18 protein-coding genes, 2 pseudogenes and 1 riboswitch are annotated in these 18,342 nt (G+C 34.4%); of the genes and pseudogenes, 1 reads left to right on the top strand and 19 read right to left on the bottom strand.

Going from position 1 to position 18,342, the window contains the following annotated elements; genetic code table 11:
- Positions 1-165 precede the first annotated feature (165 nt).
- The 12 genes and pseudogenes from TKV_RS02685 to TKV_RS02635 all read right to left on the bottom strand — a co-directional run bounded on the left by TKV_RS02685 (position 166) and on the right by TKV_RS02635 (position 11,249).
- Complete coding sequence (locus TKV_RS02685; RefSeq protein ID WP_049684652.1) at positions 166-1,806, bottom strand: glutamate synthase-related protein; 1,641 nt, start codon at positions 1,804-1,806, stop codon at positions 166-168.
- 316 nt (positions 1,807-2,122) lie between these two features.
- Positions 2,123-3,536 (bottom strand): annotated as a pseudogene (gene gltA / locus TKV_RS02680) (NADPH-dependent glutamate synthase).
- Positions 3,526-4,377 carry a sulfide/dihydroorotate dehydrogenase-like FAD/NAD-binding protein gene (locus tag TKV_RS02675; protein ID WP_049684651.1) on the bottom strand — a complete coding sequence of 284 codons (852 nt, stop codon included), beginning with the start codon at positions 4,375-4,377 and terminating at the stop codon, positions 3,526-3,528. Before TKV_RS02675 ends, gltA begins: the two are co-directional and overlap by 11 nt.
- Before the next feature lies 1 nt (position 4,378).
- Positions 4,379-5,209: an Asp23/Gls24 family envelope stress response protein gene (locus tag TKV_RS02670; protein ID WP_049684650.1), complete on the bottom strand. Its 831-nt coding sequence runs from the start codon at positions 5,207-5,209 to the stop codon at positions 4,379-4,381.
- Between the two features lie 404 nt (positions 5,210-5,613).
- Positions 5,614-5,745, bottom strand: coding sequence for a cyclic lactone autoinducer peptide (locus tag TKV_RS12245; RefSeq protein WP_084574165.1), 132 nt, complete (start codon positions 5,743-5,745; stop codon positions 5,614-5,616).
- 252 nt (positions 5,746-5,997) lie between these two features.
- Positions 5,998-6,579 carry an accessory gene regulator ArgB-like protein gene (locus TKV_RS02665; protein WP_049684649.1) on the bottom strand — a complete coding sequence of 194 codons (582 nt, stop codon included), beginning with the start codon at positions 6,577-6,579 and terminating at the stop codon, positions 5,998-6,000.
- Positions 6,575-7,438: a sensor histidine kinase gene (locus TKV_RS02660; RefSeq protein ID WP_049684648.1), complete on the bottom strand. Its 864-nt coding sequence runs from the start codon at positions 7,436-7,438 to the stop codon at positions 6,575-6,577. The genes TKV_RS02665 and TKV_RS02660 overlap by 5 nt, the downstream gene beginning before the upstream one ends.
- Before the next feature lie 19 nt (positions 7,439-7,457).
- A complete protein-coding gene (locus TKV_RS02655; protein WP_049684647.1) occupies positions 7,458-8,168 on the bottom strand; it encodes a LytR/AlgR family response regulator transcription factor in 711 nt (236 codons plus the stop codon).
- Positions 8,169-8,193: 25 nt separating this feature from the next.
- Entirely contained in the window at positions 8,194-8,652 is a 459-nt protein-coding gene (locus TKV_RS02650) for a hypothetical protein (protein WP_049684646.1), read from the bottom strand.
- 278 nt (positions 8,653-8,930) lie between these two features.
- Positions 8,931-9,605 (bottom strand): redox-sensing transcriptional repressor Rex, encoded by a 675-nt coding sequence (locus tag TKV_RS02645; RefSeq protein WP_049684645.1) that lies wholly within the window; start codon positions 9,603-9,605, stop codon positions 8,931-8,933.
- Between the two features lie 128 nt (positions 9,606-9,733).
- Positions 9,734-10,447: an OmpA/MotB family protein gene (locus TKV_RS02640; RefSeq protein WP_049684644.1), complete on the bottom strand. Its 714-nt coding sequence runs from the start codon at positions 10,445-10,447 to the stop codon at positions 9,734-9,736.
- Positions 10,428-11,249 (bottom strand): flagellar motor protein, encoded by an 822-nt coding sequence (locus TKV_RS02635; protein WP_049684643.1) that lies wholly within the window; start codon positions 11,247-11,249, stop codon positions 10,428-10,430. Before TKV_RS02635 ends, TKV_RS02640 begins: the two co-directional genes overlap by 20 nt.
- A gap of 126 nt (positions 11,250-11,375) precedes the next feature.
- Here TKV_RS02635 and TKV_RS02630 point away from each other — a divergent pair, with 126 nt between their 5' ends.
- Positions 11,376-13,268, top strand: a complete 1,893-nt coding sequence (locus TKV_RS02630) for an ABC-F family ATP-binding cassette domain-containing protein (RefSeq protein WP_049684642.1) — start codon at positions 11,376-11,378, stop codon at positions 13,266-13,268.
- Between the two features lie 13 nt (positions 13,269-13,281).
- Here TKV_RS02630 and TKV_RS14070 read toward each other — a convergent pair.
- The 7 genes and pseudogenes from TKV_RS14070 to arcC all read right to left on the bottom strand — a co-directional run.
- A pseudogene (locus tag TKV_RS14070) lies at positions 13,282-13,437 on the bottom strand (D-2-hydroxyacid dehydrogenase); the annotation flags it as partial.
- A 336-nt stretch (positions 13,438-13,773) separates the two neighbouring features.
- Complete coding sequence (tsaD, locus tag TKV_RS02625; RefSeq protein WP_049684641.1) at positions 13,774-14,796, bottom strand: tRNA (adenosine(37)-N6)-threonylcarbamoyltransferase complex transferase subunit TsaD; 1,023 nt, start codon at positions 14,794-14,796, stop codon at positions 13,774-13,776.
- A 13-nt stretch (positions 14,797-14,809) separates the two neighbouring features.
- Positions 14,810-15,256 (bottom strand): ribosomal protein S18-alanine N-acetyltransferase, encoded by a 447-nt coding sequence (gene rimI / locus TKV_RS02620; protein WP_049684640.1) that lies wholly within the window; start codon positions 15,254-15,256, stop codon positions 14,810-14,812.
- A 3-nt stretch (positions 15,257-15,259) separates the two neighbouring features.
- Positions 15,260-15,952, bottom strand: a complete 693-nt coding sequence (tsaB, locus tag TKV_RS02615; RefSeq protein WP_049684639.1) for a tRNA (adenosine(37)-N6)-threonylcarbamoyltransferase complex dimerization subunit type 1 TsaB — start codon at positions 15,950-15,952, stop codon at positions 15,260-15,262.
- A complete protein-coding gene (gene tsaE, locus TKV_RS02610) occupies positions 15,949-16,410 on the bottom strand; it encodes a tRNA (adenosine(37)-N6)-threonylcarbamoyltransferase complex ATPase subunit type 1 TsaE (RefSeq protein ID WP_049684638.1) in 462 nt (153 codons plus the stop codon). The genes tsaB and tsaE overlap by 4 nt, the downstream gene beginning before the upstream one ends.
- Positions 16,411-16,502: 92 nt before the next feature.
- On the bottom strand, positions 16,503-17,087 hold the full coding sequence (locus tag TKV_RS02605) for an ECF transporter S component (RefSeq protein WP_049684637.1): 585 nt from the start codon (positions 17,085-17,087) through the stop codon (positions 16,503-16,505).
- 85 nt (positions 17,088-17,172) lie between these two features.
- Positions 17,173-17,291: riboswitch (FMN riboswitch) on the bottom strand.
- A gap of 85 nt (positions 17,292-17,376) precedes the next feature.
- Positions 17,377-18,318 carry a carbamate kinase gene (gene arcC / locus TKV_RS02600; protein WP_049684636.1) on the bottom strand — a complete coding sequence of 314 codons (942 nt, stop codon included), beginning with the start codon at positions 18,316-18,318 and terminating at the stop codon, positions 17,377-17,379.
- Between the last annotated feature and the right edge of the window lie 24 nt (positions 18,319-18,342).

The raw sequence follows: 18,342 nt of genomic DNA, 5'->3' as shown, positions 1-18,342 counted from the left end.
TGTCCTGTTAATTATTATTATATAATTTTTTTGTATAAAAAAAAAGCCGAAAATCGGCTTTTTTCTCAAATAAGAATTTACCACTTAGAGAATAATTGTAAGAGTATTGAAGAAAAAAACACCATAAAAAGAATAGAGTTTACCCCCATAGAGAGACCTATTATTTTAAGAATTTAAAATATCTCTCGCAACATTATTCCTTATATCTGTGATAAAGGGTATCCCAGTTTCCCTTTCAGTTTCCCGGTTGGCTGAAGCAATATCTTCTCTTGAAATTGCTTTGATAGAAAACTTTCTTGCTCCCGCCATCAGCTGTTGCAAACCTGCAGCCAATTTATCCGCTAAAGTCCATACGGCTATAGCTCCATAAGGTATATTTTTCATTTCATTTTCTCCCACTTTCTTTTTCACCTCATAGTAACCTGCGAAAATTTCCTCTGCTTTGAGGCCAAGCTGAGAAACCGTCGGCGGCAAGCTGTCCCAATTTCCATTTACCTTGCCTTTCCTTTCCGGATGCAGTACCCCTTCTATATTCGAACCTACAAAGGCTGGTATCATTAATGCTCTTCCCATGCAAACTAACTTTGTAAATGGTGCTCCCAGGGCAAGGGCTTTAAAAATATGGTCTTCTCTTGCAAAACCACCGGCAAAAGCCATATCAACCACTTTCTGCCCTTTATTTGCGAGGATTGATGCGTACTCATATGCTTTCGAATGCAGAAGTATAGACGGTACACCCCATGTCTGCATCATATTCCACGGACTCATGCCAGTTCCGCCGCCTGAACCATCGATTGTGAGCAAATCAAGTTTTGCTTCGGTAGCAAATTTTATAGCCATAGCTAAACTATCCATACTATAAGAGCCGGTTTTTAATGTGATTTTTTTATACCCGATTTTTCGTAAATACTCTACGGTTTTCATAAATTCTTCCCTCACTTCTTCAGGGGAAGATAGATGAGTATATCCGAGTCTACTGTGCCTTGCAAAAGATTTTACAGCACCGTTTTTAAATCCTTCAACAATTTCAGGCTTTTCTGGATCAGGATCGACAATGTAACCCCTCTTTTTTAAGAAAGTAGCATATTCAATATCCTTAACTTGAATTTCGCCACCAATACTTTTTGCACCCTGTCCCCATTTAAGCTCTATTATTACCTTATCACCGTACTTTTCAATAACATATTCTGCCACACCGTTCCTTAAGTCTTCTACATTCACCTGGACAATAATAGCACCATATCCATCAAAATAACGAAGATAAGTATTTATTCTTTTGTCTAGTTCCGGTGCCTTTTTAATTCTGCCATTTTCTATTACTGCCTCCTTATCAATACCTGCCACATTTTCGCCTATTACTATCGGAAAACCTACAAGAGCCGCACCTATAGCTAATGGGTCCCAGTACTTTGCTGCAATAAAAGTCGACCCGAGAGCACCAGTCATAATAGGAATTCTTGATTTTGTTTTTTCTTCACTACCAAATTCAGTTTCAATATTTACATTTGGGAATATGCAGTCATCAGAAGAATTGGAAATATTTTGACCTAACCCATAAGCACCGTAATTATATCCCATTATCCTCAATGAATTGTAAGATACGCCAATGGACGTTGTGTTGCTACTTCCAGCTGTTACCATACCAAAATCTCTAGGATACAACATTTTTCTGCCCAGAAGACTAGAAAGCCAGGTTTCGCACTTTCCCTGGCAATCCGCCATGCAAAGTGTGCACAAGCCGGATTCCGCTGGATTTCCTCTGTTTACTGTTCCTAGTACATCATTTGATTTTGACCATATGGTCATTGCAATTACCTCCTGTTCAATATTTTGTGATTAGTTTTAAAATCTAATTTTTTCGCTAAATTAAGTTGTTTTAATGTTATTTCTAAATAAAGGTTCGTATAATAATGCATTTAAATGCATTTTATCACATTTTTTTCTTTTGTGAAAGTTTTTTTATTGTAAGTTTTCTATTTTTTTAATCATTTTAAAAAAAATATACCCATTTATGGGTATATTTAACATAATATTCTAATTGTTATACCATTTCTTATATCATTTGTAAATGTTACAAGATATTTTCTGCATAATAATTCATATTTTTGATATATTATACTAATTACTTTTTATTTTTCAAATATTCATCTATAGCTTTTGCCGCCTGTTTACCTGCTCCCATCGCAAGTATTACAGTAGCAGCTCCAGTTACCGCATCTCCTCCAGCAAAAACGCCAGGCTTTGAAGTTTTACCTGTCTCATCGGCTATAATTCCACCCCACCTCTGTACATCAATATCCTTTGTAGTGGAAGGAATCAAATTATTAGGGCTCGTTCCTAAAGCCATAATCACTGTATCTACTTCTATTGTAAACTCAGAGCCAGGTATTTCAATAGGTCTCCTTCTTCCTGAGCTATCAGGCTCACCTAATTCCATTCTTATTACATCCATACTTTTTACCCATCCATCGTCTGTCCCATTTATCCTTATTGGGTTAGCTAAAAACTCAAATTTTATACCTTCTTCAATAGCATGCTCTATTTCCTCCGCCCTTGCTGGCATCTCCTCTTTTGAACGCCTGTATATTACAGTTACTTCTTCCACACCATCAAGCCTTAGAGCAGAACGTGCAGCATCCATTGCCACATTTCCTCCACCTATTACAGCTACTCTCTTACCTACTTACAGCTACTCTCTTACCTACTACAAGAGGAGTATCATATTCAGGAAATTTATATGCTTTCATAAGATTTATTCTTGTCAAAAATTCATTGGCAGAATAAACACCATTCAAATTCTTGCCCGGAATATCCATTAACTTAGGAAGTCCAGCACCTGTGCCAACAAATACTGCTTCAAAGCCTTCTTCCTCCATCAATTGGTCAATTGTAACTGTCCTTCCTACCACCACGTTAGTCTCAACTTTTGCACCTAATTTCTTTAATCTTTCTATTTCTGCTTCCACAATTCTCTTGGGTAATCTAAATTCGGGAATCCCATAGGTTAAAACTCCACCCAAAGCATGCAAAGCCTCAAAAATTGTAACATCATAGCCCATTTTTAGAAGGTCTCCTGCACAAGTAAGTCCTGCAGGTCCTCCACCTATTATAGCCACTTTTTTATTTTTCTTCTCAGGCTTTACTTCTTCTTCAATATTATTTTGAAGGGCATAATCAGCTACAAATCTCTCTAATCTTCCAATAGCAATAGGTTTGCCAATTTTATTTAATACGCAATTCTTTTCACACTGTTCTTCCTGCGGACATACTCTGCCACAGACGGCAGGTAAACTATTTGTACTCTTTATTATTTTATAAGCCTCTTCAAATTCTCTCTTCGTAATTGCTTTTATAAACTCTGGTATTCTCACATGGACGGGACACCCGGCCACACAAGTAGGTTTAGGACATTGTATACACCTTGAAGCCTCTAGAATTGCCTCCTCTTCAGTATATCCTAACGCTACTTCATTAAAATTTTTCTTTCTCTCTTTTGGATCCTGTTCTTTCATAGGCACTCTATCTTTAACGGCCATGGTGATCACCTCCATGATGTTGTTCATACAATTCTAATGACACTTTTTCTTGTTGTTTAAACATATTAAGCCTTGTCATGGCTAAGTCAAAATTCACAAGATGACCATCAAAAATTGGACCATCCATACATACAAATTTTGTCTCACCGCCAACCTCAATTCTACAAGCGCCGCACATCCCTGTTCCATCTACCATCAATGGGTTCATACTGACTATAGTTGGTATATTGTATTCTTTGGTCATCTTGCAAACATTTTTCATCATTATAACAGGACCAACTGTAATAATATAATCTATTTCTTTGTCATTTTCCAATACTTCTTTCAATACATCTGTCACAAAGCCCTTTTTTCCTAGAGTACCATCGTCTGTAGCATAATATACTTTGTCACAGACAGCCTCCATTTCTTTCTTGAAAATTATATATTCTTCACTTCTACCGCCAAGAATCGCTTCAACTTTATAACCTTCTTGATGTAGCACTTTTAATTTAGGATAAAGGGCAGGTATACCTACACCACCGCCAACACCTAATATTTTTTTAGCATCTTTGGGAACTTCCATAGAATTCCCTAAAGGCCCTACAAAATCTAAAATATAATCTCCTGCATTGAGAGTTCCCAATAACTTCGTCGATTTACCAACCTCTTGAAATACAATTGTAACTGTTCCCTTTTCCAGGTCATAATCTGCAATAGTAAGAGAAATCCTTTCCCCTTTATCATAAATTCTAATAATGACAAACTGACCAGGTTTTGCACTCTTTGCAACTCTTGGCGCTTCAATATCCATGAGTTTGACGACAGGATTTAGTACCGCTTTTCTTATGATTTTATACATATCACATACCCTTTTCTTTAGTATTTGTTTTTTCTATATACAAATTTTTTACATAAATATCCATTTGTAGGACATTTAAGGCCGTCATATACTCCAATTGTTTTTTTATATTTTTCATAGCTTCTTTTAATACAGGGATAATTTTGTACCCATACTTTATTGTAACGTCTACTTTTAAAATTATTCCTTCAGGCCTTTTTTCTGTCAAAACCCTATTAACTCTGTAAACCTCATTAAATAAAATAAGCTCATAAGCTACTATTGAATTTATGACATTTTCAGAAATAGTGTATTTCCCTAAATAGCTGTAATTAGGCCTTACAATTGTCTTTTCAAAATATCCACCCTTATTTCTCCTAAAAATTCGCAGAGAGTCTAAAAAATATCCTGAAAATTGCTTTTTAACTTCAAATGTGGGAACAGGAATAACGTGTTTCCCCTCCGTAAGTCTTTTTTCCCGAGCTATTTCAATTTGTTTTGGCGGTACCACATCTTTAATGTATATCCTTATACTGACAGGAGGAAGCCCCAGCTTTTCCGCTATCGCATCCACCATTCTGTCAGAAGTACCTATAATGAGGATTTTGTCGGGTTTCATTTCTTCAATAGCTTTTTTTACATCTTCTGCGTGTTTGGGGTCAGTAAACAATGCCCTTTTTATCGCCGCAATTTTTGTGGCCTCTTTTTTGGCAGAAACCCCTGCTATGATATTGTTGCCTTTTATCAAAATACCGTCATCTATGATGTACCTAATCCCGTACTTGCCAGCAATAAAAGAGGCATGGTGACTTTTTCCTGTACCACTCTCTCCAACTAAAGAATAGACTTTCAACAGATTACCCCCTAAAAAAATATAAAAAAGACACACCATTAATTTTTTAAATTGTTTTACAGTATTAATTAGATGGCTTTATACAAATTTTTCAACCACAAAAAATGTGTACTACTTCAATACGTTATTGAAAAAAGTAGGCAAATATATACCCCCTATCTTATCCCTCTTCAATTTTATTATAACTTCCCTACTCTTTTTAAGTCAACACCACCCCCCCTTAAGCTTTTATAACCCTTCCTTATCACATCCATTTTCTATGCAAAAATCATGCCAATAAAATTCTAAATGCTAAAATAAAAAAGTGCCGATTATCCGGCACAAAAATAATTTAAATCCATGTAAAAAACTCAGGAGAAATGTTGAAACCTACTAGGGAAGGGTAGAAAAATCTTTGAGAGGTATTACTTTTTCGCCAAAACCTCAGGCACTTGGGGCTTATAAAACCAACCGATACAAGCGGGAGTCACCAGCCCCAATGTACCTATAAAGGTAAGCACCGTCCCTAATATTGACATCGGACGAACCTTTTTCATTAAATTCACCTCCCACTTATCTTTATCTAATTATACAACATTTAAAACCCTTTGTGTGGATTTCGGAACGAAAGTGTCATTTTTGGGAACGAAAATGCATTTTTCACCTAATTTTTTCCAAATTACATCCTAAAAACAGCATTTATTTTGAAGTTTTTTCCTTCTTTTATATTTATACCCATTAATTTTTTGTATTAAAATGTATTTCTTTTCTTAAATTACATAAAAAGTATGATAAAAATGACAAAAAAATTATATTCCTAATTTTTTTATAACATTATCAGCAATTCTTATCATCATTTCCCCAAAGGAAGTTATCATTATAGCTTGCAGCATAAAACCAATAGATACCATAAACAACATTTTGACGCCAAATATTGAGCCCATAAAAAACAGCAAAATGTTTAGAAGAACAAAACTGAAAACTACAATTTTATAAAATTTATGATTTTTTACTATCGCTAAAACTATAAAATATAGCAATAGACTCACAAAAAATTTAAATGTCAAAGGAAAATGTATGTCTACAAATTTTGCTAAAGCAGAAAAAGGTATAAAATAAATTGCTGTAAAAGTTATACATCTATTATAAGTAGAACAATGAGCTCCGCCTGTATTTATTCTCAACAAAAGAGCTGAAATCATTATTACTGCAGTGTAAAAACCAAATCCTAATATTAAAGAGACAGTGTAAACTAAGACAAATTCAATCAGCACGCCTAAAATTAAGCTTATGCCATATTGTATTTTTGCCATTTCAATATCCGTCAAATTTTGAGTTTTGAATAATCGTTGGGTCAATTTTTCAGCTAACTTTTCAATATTAATATCAATCGCCCTCCAGAGAAAATTTAGGAATTTCTACAATAACGTCAAAATAACCTCCTTGGGTTTTTACTTTTATTTCACCGCGATACTTTTCTACTATATTTCTTACAATATACAATCCTTCTCCTCTTCCTCTACCCTCTTTTGTAGAAAACCCTTCTTCAAAAAAGATGGATGGTTCTACATCTTTTTGAAAATCATATCTATTCTTTATGTGAAATATGTAATCTATGGGGTCTTCTTTTATGTCTATCGCTATGTACTTATCTTTTTCCATTTCATCACAAGCCTCTATTGCATTGTCTATTAAATTTCCCAAAACTGAAACAAGGTTTAACACATGCTTTTTGTGGCATTGGATTTGTGTATCGCATTTAAAATACACTTCAATACCTTTGCTTTTAGCATTGTTTATCTTTGAATAAAGTAATATATCAATTTCATTTACGGCTGTGTTTATAGTTACTAAATTTTTATCAATTTCTTCTATATATGAAGACAAATAATTCTCCAGTTCACTATATCTTTTTTCCTTGACTAATTCAGAAATGACTATCAAGTGATTTTTAATATCATGATGATTTTGCCTGTATATGCGATTTTGTTCTTCTATGTATTTAAATCTAATACTATTTATTAAAAATTGGCGTTCTTCTTTATTTTTGGCATACAAGTCTCTTAACACAAAAATAGAAAACACATTTAATATAAAAATCAAAATTCCTATGAAAATCCTAAACAGCTCTTGATTTTTTGGCTGAAATACATCAAGATTTTTCATAAAATTGTTATTTACAAGTATCACTATCAATACCATTTGCACTACATAAATCATCATTGCATTTTTGTAACTATCCTTAAACATAAAACCTCTTCCAATCTAACTAGGATTTGTAAATAGATTTTATTCTCCTTCTAAATTCTTCATACAATTCTTTAGAGAGGTAAGCCTTATGATTTGAACCCTTAAAATGTATTTCAAAAGAAGTTCTGTTGTTGTCTTTCAACAAATCAACTTTAAAGAGGTTCACTAAAAAAGATCGGTTGGTTCTAAAAAATATATTATCGTCTACTAACTCTTCTATTTCTTTTAAAGAATAATCGCACAAAAATTTTTCTCTTTGTGTATAAATTATACTCCTTTTTTTACTGGCTTGAACACAATAAATTTCCTTTGGATTGATAAGCTTTACTCCATCTTCCGTCTTAAAAGGGATGACATTTTCTACTTCCAAAAGTTTTTTCTTTATCCTATCCAAAGTTTCTCTCAACCTTTTCTCATCAAGAGGTTTCTCAATATAATCCGAAGCGTAAAGCCTTACAGCATCTTTTATGTATTCTTCAAAAGAAGTGATAAAAATTATCTCTAAAAAAGGCATGCATTCTCTAATCTTTTTCGCCACCTCAATACCTGAAAGCCCCGGCAATCCTATATCTAAAATAGCAACATCTGGCTTAATCTTAATTAACGCCTCTAATGCGTCATTTCCATCTCCTGTAGAATATTCGACATTTACACTTTCCATTGTTAAAAGAATTTTTATAAGCTCTTTTCTAAAATTTATATCGTCCTCTGCCACAACTATTCTGAGCATACAAATTCATCTCCCGGTAAATGCATCACTCTATAAATAGAGAAAGTTTATATTTGCGTATAGCAAAAGAAACCAAGATAGCAGACAATAATTGCGGTAAAAAACACACAAATCGGATGACATAATCTTTTAGTAAAATTACAGGGTCTATGTCAAATAAAAATTGAATTGCCGTCACATTTAGATATTCTATTATTAAGTAAATGGAAACGGCTAAAATGATGCTCATTATCATTTTAAAAAAGTCCATTATTTTAAACACCGAAAACAAAATCACCAATACCACAATATAAAGTATAACATTTACAATATAACTGCTCACTAACGGCCTTATAAAATACAATATGATTCCAGTGAGTACGCTCATATACAAAATTTTTTTTGTTTGAAACTTTACTCCTGCTAAACCAAAGGCAATACTTATTATAACTGCTGCCTCTGGCATTGAAAACAAAAAGATTTCCCAACTCGTCAACCTATCCATTTTTCTCGCCCTTCTACATTACATAATTTCAAATATAATTGTAATTTTTATTAATTAGGATGTCAATTGAAATAAAATCAATAACTTTAGAGGGGGTTTTGAAAATTTCTACTTTTTCGAAGTCATCAGCTGTACCTTAGTAATTACAAAAACGCCCTCTTGTGTTTCACAGCGATATTTTCAAATCCCATAAAAATGCTTCTGAAATTTTATATCCTCTTTGCTACATTTTAAGTGCAAAATTCATGCCAAAAAGAAAAAAAATAAACGGATAGAACCTATCCATTTGTTTTCACAGTCTCTCCTTTTAACTTTTTAAAAAGTTCCTCTTCATTTAACCTGTAAGACAAAGTGAATAAGCTATCACTCAAATGGACATTCTCTAAAATTACGTCATCAGGCACTTTTAAATCTATAGGCGAAAAATTCCATATCGCCTTAATTCCTGCCTTCACTAATCTGTCAGCAGTATATTGAGCATTATCTTTAGGAATACACAAAATGCCAATGTCGATTTTGTTACAAGCAATAAAATCCTCTACAGTTTCTACGTCCATCACTTCAACATCCCTGATTTTAAGCCCAAACAACCGTGGATTAATGTCAAAAATCCCTTTTAAATTAAAACCGGACTTTTCAAATCTGGTATAATTAGCAATCGCTTGCCCGAGATTCCCTGCCCCTATGATAATAGTATTATATGTCTTATCAAGTCCTAAAATTTTCGTCAGGCTATTGTAAAGTTCCTCGACATTATATCCATACCCTTGTTGACCAAAGCCACCATAATTACTTAAATCTTGTCTGATCTGAGAGGCAGTAACTCCCATTTTCTCACTTAATTCCCTTGAAGATATCCGCTTTACATCGTTTTTAAGAAGTTCCTCCAGATATCTGTGGTACCTTGGAAGCCTTCTTATTACAGCCATTGATACTATGGTTTTTTTGCTCAATATCCTCACCTCATTCTACTATGTAATTGAATTGTATAACACATGTAAATTTTTTGTCAAGTGAACAAAAACATAGTAGAATATAAGGAATTCTAAATATCCTGTAACGGTACCACATTTTCTAGAATTTACTGATGTTTAGGCTCCCATTTATTATATTCTGTACTCATTATGACGATATCAACTCTTCGATTGAGTTTTCTATGCCCTTCTGAATCGTTCGGTGCAACAGGCCTGTATTCCGCATATCCTACTGCGGATATCCTATCAGGTTCAATTCCCACTTCATTTACCAATATTTTTACAACATTGGTAGCTCTTATAACCGATAACTCCCAGTTTGAATCAAATTTATTATTGTGTATTGGGAGGTCATCAGTAAAACCTTCTACTCTAATGTGATTTGGGAGGTCTTTTAGCATACTTCCTATTTTTATAAGCATTTGTTTTTCTTCAGGATGTACGTCGGCAGAGCCTAAGTCAAAAAGAAGAGAGTCCTGCAGGCTTATTACAAGCCCTCTCTCGTCTATATAACTTGTCACCATACCTTGAAGGTTGTTTTCCTTTACGAAGCCCTTCAATTGCTCTTCAATTTTCCCTAGGTTATTTTTGTTTTCCAAATTCCCCGGAACAAAACTTTTTCCGCTGTACTGACCTATTACATAATCGGTACCCGTGAAAGTTTTGCTTAAAGAACTGGAAATCTGAGCAAATTTAGTTGCATTGATATTACTTATAGTATACATCACAATAAAAAATATTAAAAGCAAAGTAATCATATCAGAGTAAGTAAGCAGCCATCTCTCGTGATTTGGTTTTGATTCATCTTCCAACCTCTTCATTTAACTCTACACTGCCTTTCTGAGGTATATTTTTAAGCTGGGACTGCGTGATAAATGTCATTAACTTTCTTTCAAGTATTTTAGGATTTTCCCCAGCTTGCAAGGAAAGGCTTCCTTCTAATATTAATTCTCTTTCTGTCCTTTTAATCTTTGCCCTATTTTTAAGTTTTTGTGCAATAGGAAGCCAAAACAAGTTGGCAGAGCTTACACCGTACAACGTCGCAATAAACGCCATAGCTATAGCTGGCCCTAATTTGTCCGGCTCATTTAGACTACTCAAAACGTGAACAAGCCCCATAACCGTTCCTATAATGCCCATTGTAGGTGCATAACCACCCGCCGACTCAAAAATGCCCGCTTCTTTTTTAGCCTCCAAATCTTCTACGTATATTTTGTTTTCCATAGTTGTTCTAATGAGTTCCATATCAGAACCGTCTACAACTAATTCCAAACACTCTTTTAAAATGGGATCAAATTTCTTTATATCCTCAGATTCTATTTCAGATTCAAGGCTTAAAAGCCCTTCGCTTCTGGCTTTTTGTGCTAAAAAAGTAAAATACTTTATTATCTCGAGGTAATTATCTTTTTCATTTTTAAAAGCCCTTACCAAAAGCCCCGGCACTTTTTTAATATCCTCCATAGAATAAGAAGTTATAGTAGCACCTATAGTGCCTCCAAAAACTATGAGAGCAGCAGATACTCCCAGCAATGATGTGACAGTACCACCCTCTAAAGTAAATCCGTATACCAAAGACCCTACTCCAAGAATTATACCTATTATTGTAGCGAGATCCAAGTCCATCACCTTCCATTTAGAAATACCTTCAATAATTGTTATCGGCATATATCAAAAAAAAGTTATAGCATATTTTGCACTTTTACAAAAGAATTTTTTTTGATATATTTAATATGAACAGGAGGTTATACCATGGCAATTATAACAGTAAACAATGTAACCAAAAGCTACGGCATCGATATAATTTTACAAAATGTTTCTTTTATAGTCAACGAAGGAGATCGAGTAGGAATAGTTGGAGAAAATGGTGCTGGAAAATCCACACTTTTTAAACTTTTAGCAGGAATTACGGAAGCTGATTGTGGATCCATTTCAATCTCTAAAGATAAAATTGGATATTTAGAACAAAGCGCTGTTATAGACAGCGAAAAAAGTATATACGAAGAAGTAAAGACCGTATTTTATGAAATATTTGAATTAGACAATCAAATAAAATCTTTAGAAAAAAAGATATCTCAAACAAAAGATAAAGACCTTCTTGACAAGCTTCTTTTAGAATATTCTTCCCTAATGGATAAATACAACGAACTTGAGGGATATTCAACAGAAAGCAAAATAAGAGGCGTTTTAAACGGTCTAGGCTTTGATGTGTCTCAATTTGATACACCTGTATCGATATTAAGCGGTGGTCAAAAAACCCGTCTTATGCTGGCTAAGACCCTTCTTTTAAATCCAGACGTCCTACTGCTGGACGAACCTACTAATCACTTAGACATAAATTCAATAGAATGGCTAGAACAATATTTGAGATTTTATAACGGAACAATTTTGATTATATCCCACGACAGATACTTTTTAGACAAAATTGTCAATAGAATATTTGAGATTGAAAATACTCGTTTATCTGTTTATGAGGGAAACTATACAGAATATCTAAAAAGGAAAAAAGCAGAAACTGAAATAAAGTTAAAAGCCTATGAGGAACAGCAAAAAGAAATAAAAAGAATTAAATCTATTATACAAATTCAAAAAAACAAACGAAGTGAAAAATCCGTAAGAATGGCAGAAAGCAAACAAAAACTATTAGACAAAATGGAAATAATCGAAAAACCAGTGATAAATAAAGCCTCAATTAATTTACGCTTTGATTTTGACTTGGAAAGTGGAAATGATGTGTTGACAGTCAAAAACTTGTCTTTAAGCTTTGACAGACAAATTTTCTCTAACGTATCTTTTGAAGTCAAAAAAGGTGAAAAAATAGCCCTTTTAGGTCCAAACGGAGTAGGAAAAAGTTCTCTTCTCAAAATCATAGCAGGAGAAGTTCACAATTTTGAAGGTGAAATTAAATTTGGCACAAATGTCATAACAGGTTACTATGAACAGGAATTTAAAAGTTTAAATGAGCAAAAAGCTGTCATTGATGAAATATGGGATGAAAATCCTTATCTCACCCAAACAGAAGTAAGAACTTTGTTGGCTTCCTTTTTGTTTAGAGAAGACGACGTCTTTAAAACTATCGATAAACTAAGCGGTGGTGAAAAAGCAAGACTCTCTTTGCTAAAACTCATACTTTCAAAGGCAAATTTTTTGCTAATGGATGAACCAACAAATCACTTAGACTTAAAAGCCAAAGAGGTTTTAGAAGAAGCTCTAACAGACTACAATGGAACCTTATTGTTTGTCTCCCATGACAGATATTTTATAGACAAAATAGCTACAAAAGTGATGATATTGACTCAAAATGGCGTAGAAATATATTTGGGCAATTACAGCTATTATATAGAAAAAAAGAACCAGCTCAATGAAAAGCAAGAAGAGACACTCAAAAAGACAAAAACCCAAATAAAAAACGAAAGGTATAAAGAAAGGCTCAATAGATTGCAATTAAAACAGCAAAAAGAATATCTCAAAAATCTTGAAAATTCAATTTATCAAGCTGAAGAAAGAATAAAATACTTGGAAGAAAAAATGTGTGATGCTGAAATCTATAAAACGGGAGAAATTGTGGATATACAAAAAGAATACAATTCTCTTAAAAATAAACTGGAACAAATGTACGAGGAATGGGAAAATTTTAGCGGGTAAAAACCCGCTTTATTTAATACCCTTTGTCCAAATTCACAATGTTTCTTAAGAGCATGCCTTTTCTGTATGCGATTAAATTATCTTTTAATATTTCAATCGCCCTTTGCATGTATAAAGGCGTAACCCCCGCGACATGCGGAGTTATTATCACATTTTCCATATCCCTAAGGTTGGGATAAAAATCAAAATCAAAGCATATAATAATTTCTGTATCTTTTATGTAATTTTCTGCCTATTCCTCACTCTGTGCATAAACAATCTCGTAATCAGGCATTTCCCTTTTAATCTCCTCAATGTATTTGTCATTGACCTTCGTCAAAAACAAAATATTGTTCATAATAAAAACCCCCTGTAAAAGGTCTTATTTTATATTTACTATATTTTCATCCTATTTCATTACAGTAAATACAATGAAATATATTTAAGCACAATATCCACAAAGTTATCAACAGACCTTAAAAGGCATCATAACTTAAATTTCGACAGCTTTCCACATTTTTAACAGTCAAATTTTTTCCCCAATCTTTAAATATGGAATAGCATTTAAATCCAGTCCAGATGTTTTGCCTTTTATAAAGTCGTAATATGCCGCAGCAGCTATCATTGCACCATTGTCTGTGCAATAAATTTTATTTGGATAATGAATTTTTATCCCTTTTGCATCAGCTTCTTCTTTTAGCCTTTCTCTCAACAAGCTATTAGAAGCTACACCTCCTGCTATAGAAATTTTGTCTATTTTTTTCACTTTTGCTGCATCAATTAATTTTTTTGCCAGCACATCCACCACATTTTTTTGAAAACTGGCTGCTACATCGTAAATATTCACATCTTCCCCTCTTTGCTTTTGCCTGTTTAAATAATTTAAAACTGCTGTCTTAAGCCCACTAAAACTAAAGTCGAAATTTCCCTCCTCCATAAAAGATTTAGGAAATTCAATGGCTTCCATATTTCCCAGTTTTGCAGCCCTTTCAATAACAGGACCCCCAGGATATCCCAAACCTAAAGCTCTTGCTACTTTGTCAAAGGCTTCTCCTGCCGCATCATCCATCGTTTGACCCATCACCTCATATTCCCCATAGTCTTTTACAAAAACAATATGACTATGTCCACCGGATGCCACAAGACAAACAAAAGGAGGAGCAAATTCGCTTCCAAGGTAATTTGCTGCTATATGCCCCTCTATGTGGTTGACTCCAATAAAAGGTTTATTTTTTGCATACGCTAAGGCTTTGCCGTAAGATAAGCCTACAAGAAGAGCTCCTACAAGCCCTGGACCGTATGTCGCTGCAATCGCATCTACCTCATCAAGAGTCACTTTGGCTTTTTCAAGAGCCTCTACTACAACAGTTGATATTACTTCAATATGCTTTCTTGAAGCTATTTCTGGCACGACTCCTCCATACTTTTTGTGGACTTCTATTTGAGAATATATTACATTTGACAAAACTTCTTTTCCGTTTTTTACAACTCCTGCAGCCGTCTCATCACAAGAAGATTCTATCCCTAAAATAATTGTGTCTTTGTTCATTCTTTCACCACCATCATAAGTCGTATTTCCACATCACAATTGCATCCTCACTGTTATCTAGATAATATCCCTTTCTTCTCCCTAAAGGTCTAAAGCCAAACTTCGCATATAAATGTTGAGCAACAATGTTTGACTCTCTGACTTCAAGAGTCATGGCAGATATTCCATTCTTTTTAGCGATATCGATTAAGCCTTCCATTATCTTACTTCCAATTCCTTTTGACCTATATTGGGGATGAACTGCTATATTCGTTATATGCCCTTCATCAACGACAACCCAAAAGCCTCCATAACCCACAATTTTGTTGTCAACTTCCGCGACTATATATCTGGCACAGCTGTTTTTTGTAACTTCACTTATAAAAGCTTCTTTAGACCAAGGTATACTAAAGCTTAACCTTTCAATTTCCAAGACTTCATCTACATCTTCTTTTTCCATAGGCCTTATAATAACCTCCATTAATTAGCTCCCCTCGCCACTCAAACGAATTTCAGCAGCCGATTTTCTAATATACACAGGTTTAAAATCAAAAAAACTAGTTACCTCACCTTTTTTTATCTTTTGAAGAGCTATCTCTCCAATAGAAGATGCCCTTGCTATATTATCTCCATCTTTTGCAAACAAAGCTTTATCTCCCATGAGTTTTTCTAATTTGTCTTTATAAGAGTAAACGCCTTCTCCTACAAATAACACTTTATCAGAATAATTATCAACAAGCTCTGCAATTGCTTCAAGAGAATATACGTCAGTTTCTTTTAAAATTTCAAAACTACCACCTTTTATCATCATCGCATAAACATTTTCATTTAAAGCATCTATAATGGGACATATCAATCCTTCAAATTCATAGACATTATATGCAAGACCTAAAAGAGAGGATACTCCTACAATTGGTATATTAAGAGCGTGGGCTAAACCTTTTGCTGTCGCAGCGCCGATTCTAAGCCCTGTAAAAGAACCTGGTCCCTCTGATACAGCAATATGGGTTATGTGATTTATTGAAACATCGCATTTTTTAAGCAGTTCATCTATCATCGGCATCAATATTACGGAATGTCTAAGATAATTTATAGAATATTCTCCTATGATTCCATTTTCATCCAATAATGCCACAGTGGCAGTTTTTGAGGATGAATCCATCGCCAATACCTTCATTCTGACATCTCCTTAAAAATATTGTCATATCGCTTTCCAAAAGATTCAAAAGTGATAATCCTTTCCTCCTCTTCTTCTCCTCTTTGTATTCTCACTTCCAGCCTTTCTTGAGGTATTAAAGGAATAATCCTTTCTGGCCATTCAATTACACAAACGCCCTTCCCAAAAAAATATTCTTTATAGCCTATATCGTAAAGAGCTGTATAATCTTCTATTCTGTAGAAGTCAAAGTGATACAGTGGGATTTCCCCTGCATGCTCATTCACAAGCATGAAAGTCGGACTGGTAATTGGCTCTTCAATCCCTAGCCCTTTTGCAATCCCTTTTGTAAAAACGGTCTTACCACTTCCCAGCTCTCCGTATAAAAGAATTATATCTCCACTTTTTAGTAGTTTGCCTAATTTTTCGCCCAACGCTATAGTTTCTTCTCTATTTTTAGATATATAAGTCTTTTTCACTCAAACTCACCCCATCACTATACATTTATTATATACTATGTTTTAGTAAATTAAAAACAAAAATAATCCTCAGCATAAGCTGAGGAACAAAGTCAATGTTTCAAAAGAGGTGAAATCTTTTTATATACCAGCAAGGTAATTACTGATAACATGATTCCCTTCAACACATTAAAAGGAAATATTCCGTATGATATAAGAGTTTTTACATCCACTATATTTTTATTCGCTGTTCTGCCCATATTTACTATAGCATCCATAGGCCATCCCATTACTTTTTGGTACAAAGGAAGAAAAACGTAGTAATTAAGAAGTGACGCACTGAATGCCATAACTAAAGTAGCAATTGTCATCGAAATGAGTGCATTTTTTCTCGTCTTATTTCTTTGATATATAACTCCTGCCGTGTACACAAATATAGAACCTACCGCAAAATTCGCAATTTCTCCAATGCCACCCGATTGAGTTACTGAAGTGTGGATTATGTTTTTAACAACCTCAACCATTACCCCGTATACAGGCGCCATAGCAAAAGAAGCAATCAATGCAGGTACATCACTAAAGTCAAGTTTTAAAAAACCGGGGAACAGTGGTACCTGAAATTCTAAATACATAAGTATAAAAGCTATTGCAGAAAGGAAACCTACTTTTACTATGGCTTGTGTTTTAGTTTTTTCCATATATACCCCTCCAAATTGTTTTATAAAAAAATCCTGAAGATAATCTTCAGGATTTTTTGTAATTTACTGCACAAAAAGCGCACAAAAAAATCTTCTCCCATCCAGACTTTCACTGTCGGCTTTGGAATTTCACCAAATCAACCGCAATTGCGGCTCGCGGGCTATACCGCCGGTCGGGAATCCCACCCTGCCCCGAAGATTTATCTTCATCCTTATTCAATTTTAACTTTATTTTGCCACTCTTATGCTTCTTTGTCAATAGTTTTTGTGAAAATTTTTTAATTTATTTTCACAAAGTGATCACCGTGCCTGTTTTTCCTTCAAGTGCTTCTAACGCTTTATCCAAAGATGTAATTATTGCACGCCTTCCTACCTTTGACTTTGCAAACCTTATTGCCGCTTTAACTTTAGGAAACATACTTCCTCGTGCAAAATGGCCTTCTTCCGTGTATTTTATAGCCTCTTCCACTGTCATTTTGTCAAGGAATTTTTGATTAAGTTTTTTATAATTTATTGCCACTTTTTCAACAGCTGTAAGAATTAGCAAAACATCTGCATCAATGTCTTCCGCTAATTTCTCAGAAGCTAAATCCTTATCAATTACAGCCGCTACCCCTTTTAAATTTCCATTTTCTTTAATAACAGGAATTCCTCCTCCTCCAACTGTTATGACTATTACTCCATTTCTTTCAAGAAGCTTTATTGTGCTAATTTCTACAATCTCTTTTGGGTCAGGGGAGGAAACCACCCTTCTATAACCCCTACCACTGTCCTCCACCATTTCATAGCCTTTTTCCTTTTTTAATATCTCAGCTTCTTCCTTGGTATAGAAAGGACCTATTGGCTTTGTAGGTTTTTTAAAAGCAGGGTCATTTTTATCGACTACCACTTGAGTTATGATAGTTGCAACTTCTTTCTTGATATTTCTCTCTTTTAAAACTTCCCCTAAAGCTTGTTGGATCATATAACCAATCATTCCTTGGCTTTCAGCACCACACACATCAAAAGGCATTGCCGGAACAACTTTTGACGCAACTTCGTTTTGTATGACTATGCTTCCTACCTGCGGCCCATTTCCATGAGTAATTACAACAGAATACCCCTTTTCAATTATATCCGCAAGATACCCCGCTGTCCTCTTGACGACCTCCATTTGAGCCTCTGCAGTAGGCGGCGTATTTACGTCCTGCAGAGCATTTCCTCCTAAAGCAATAACAACTTTTTCTCTCATAATGTCCTCCCCTGTAAAGCATTA

It is taken from the genome of Thermoanaerobacter kivui, from assembly GCF_000763575.1.
GTDB classification, from domain to species: Bacteria; Bacillota; Thermoanaerobacteria; order Thermoanaerobacterales; family Thermoanaerobacteraceae; genus Thermoanaerobacter; species Thermoanaerobacter kivui.
The sequence above is the reverse complement of the archived record's forward strand: the minus strand, read 5'-3'. Positions and strand labels throughout refer to the sequence as shown.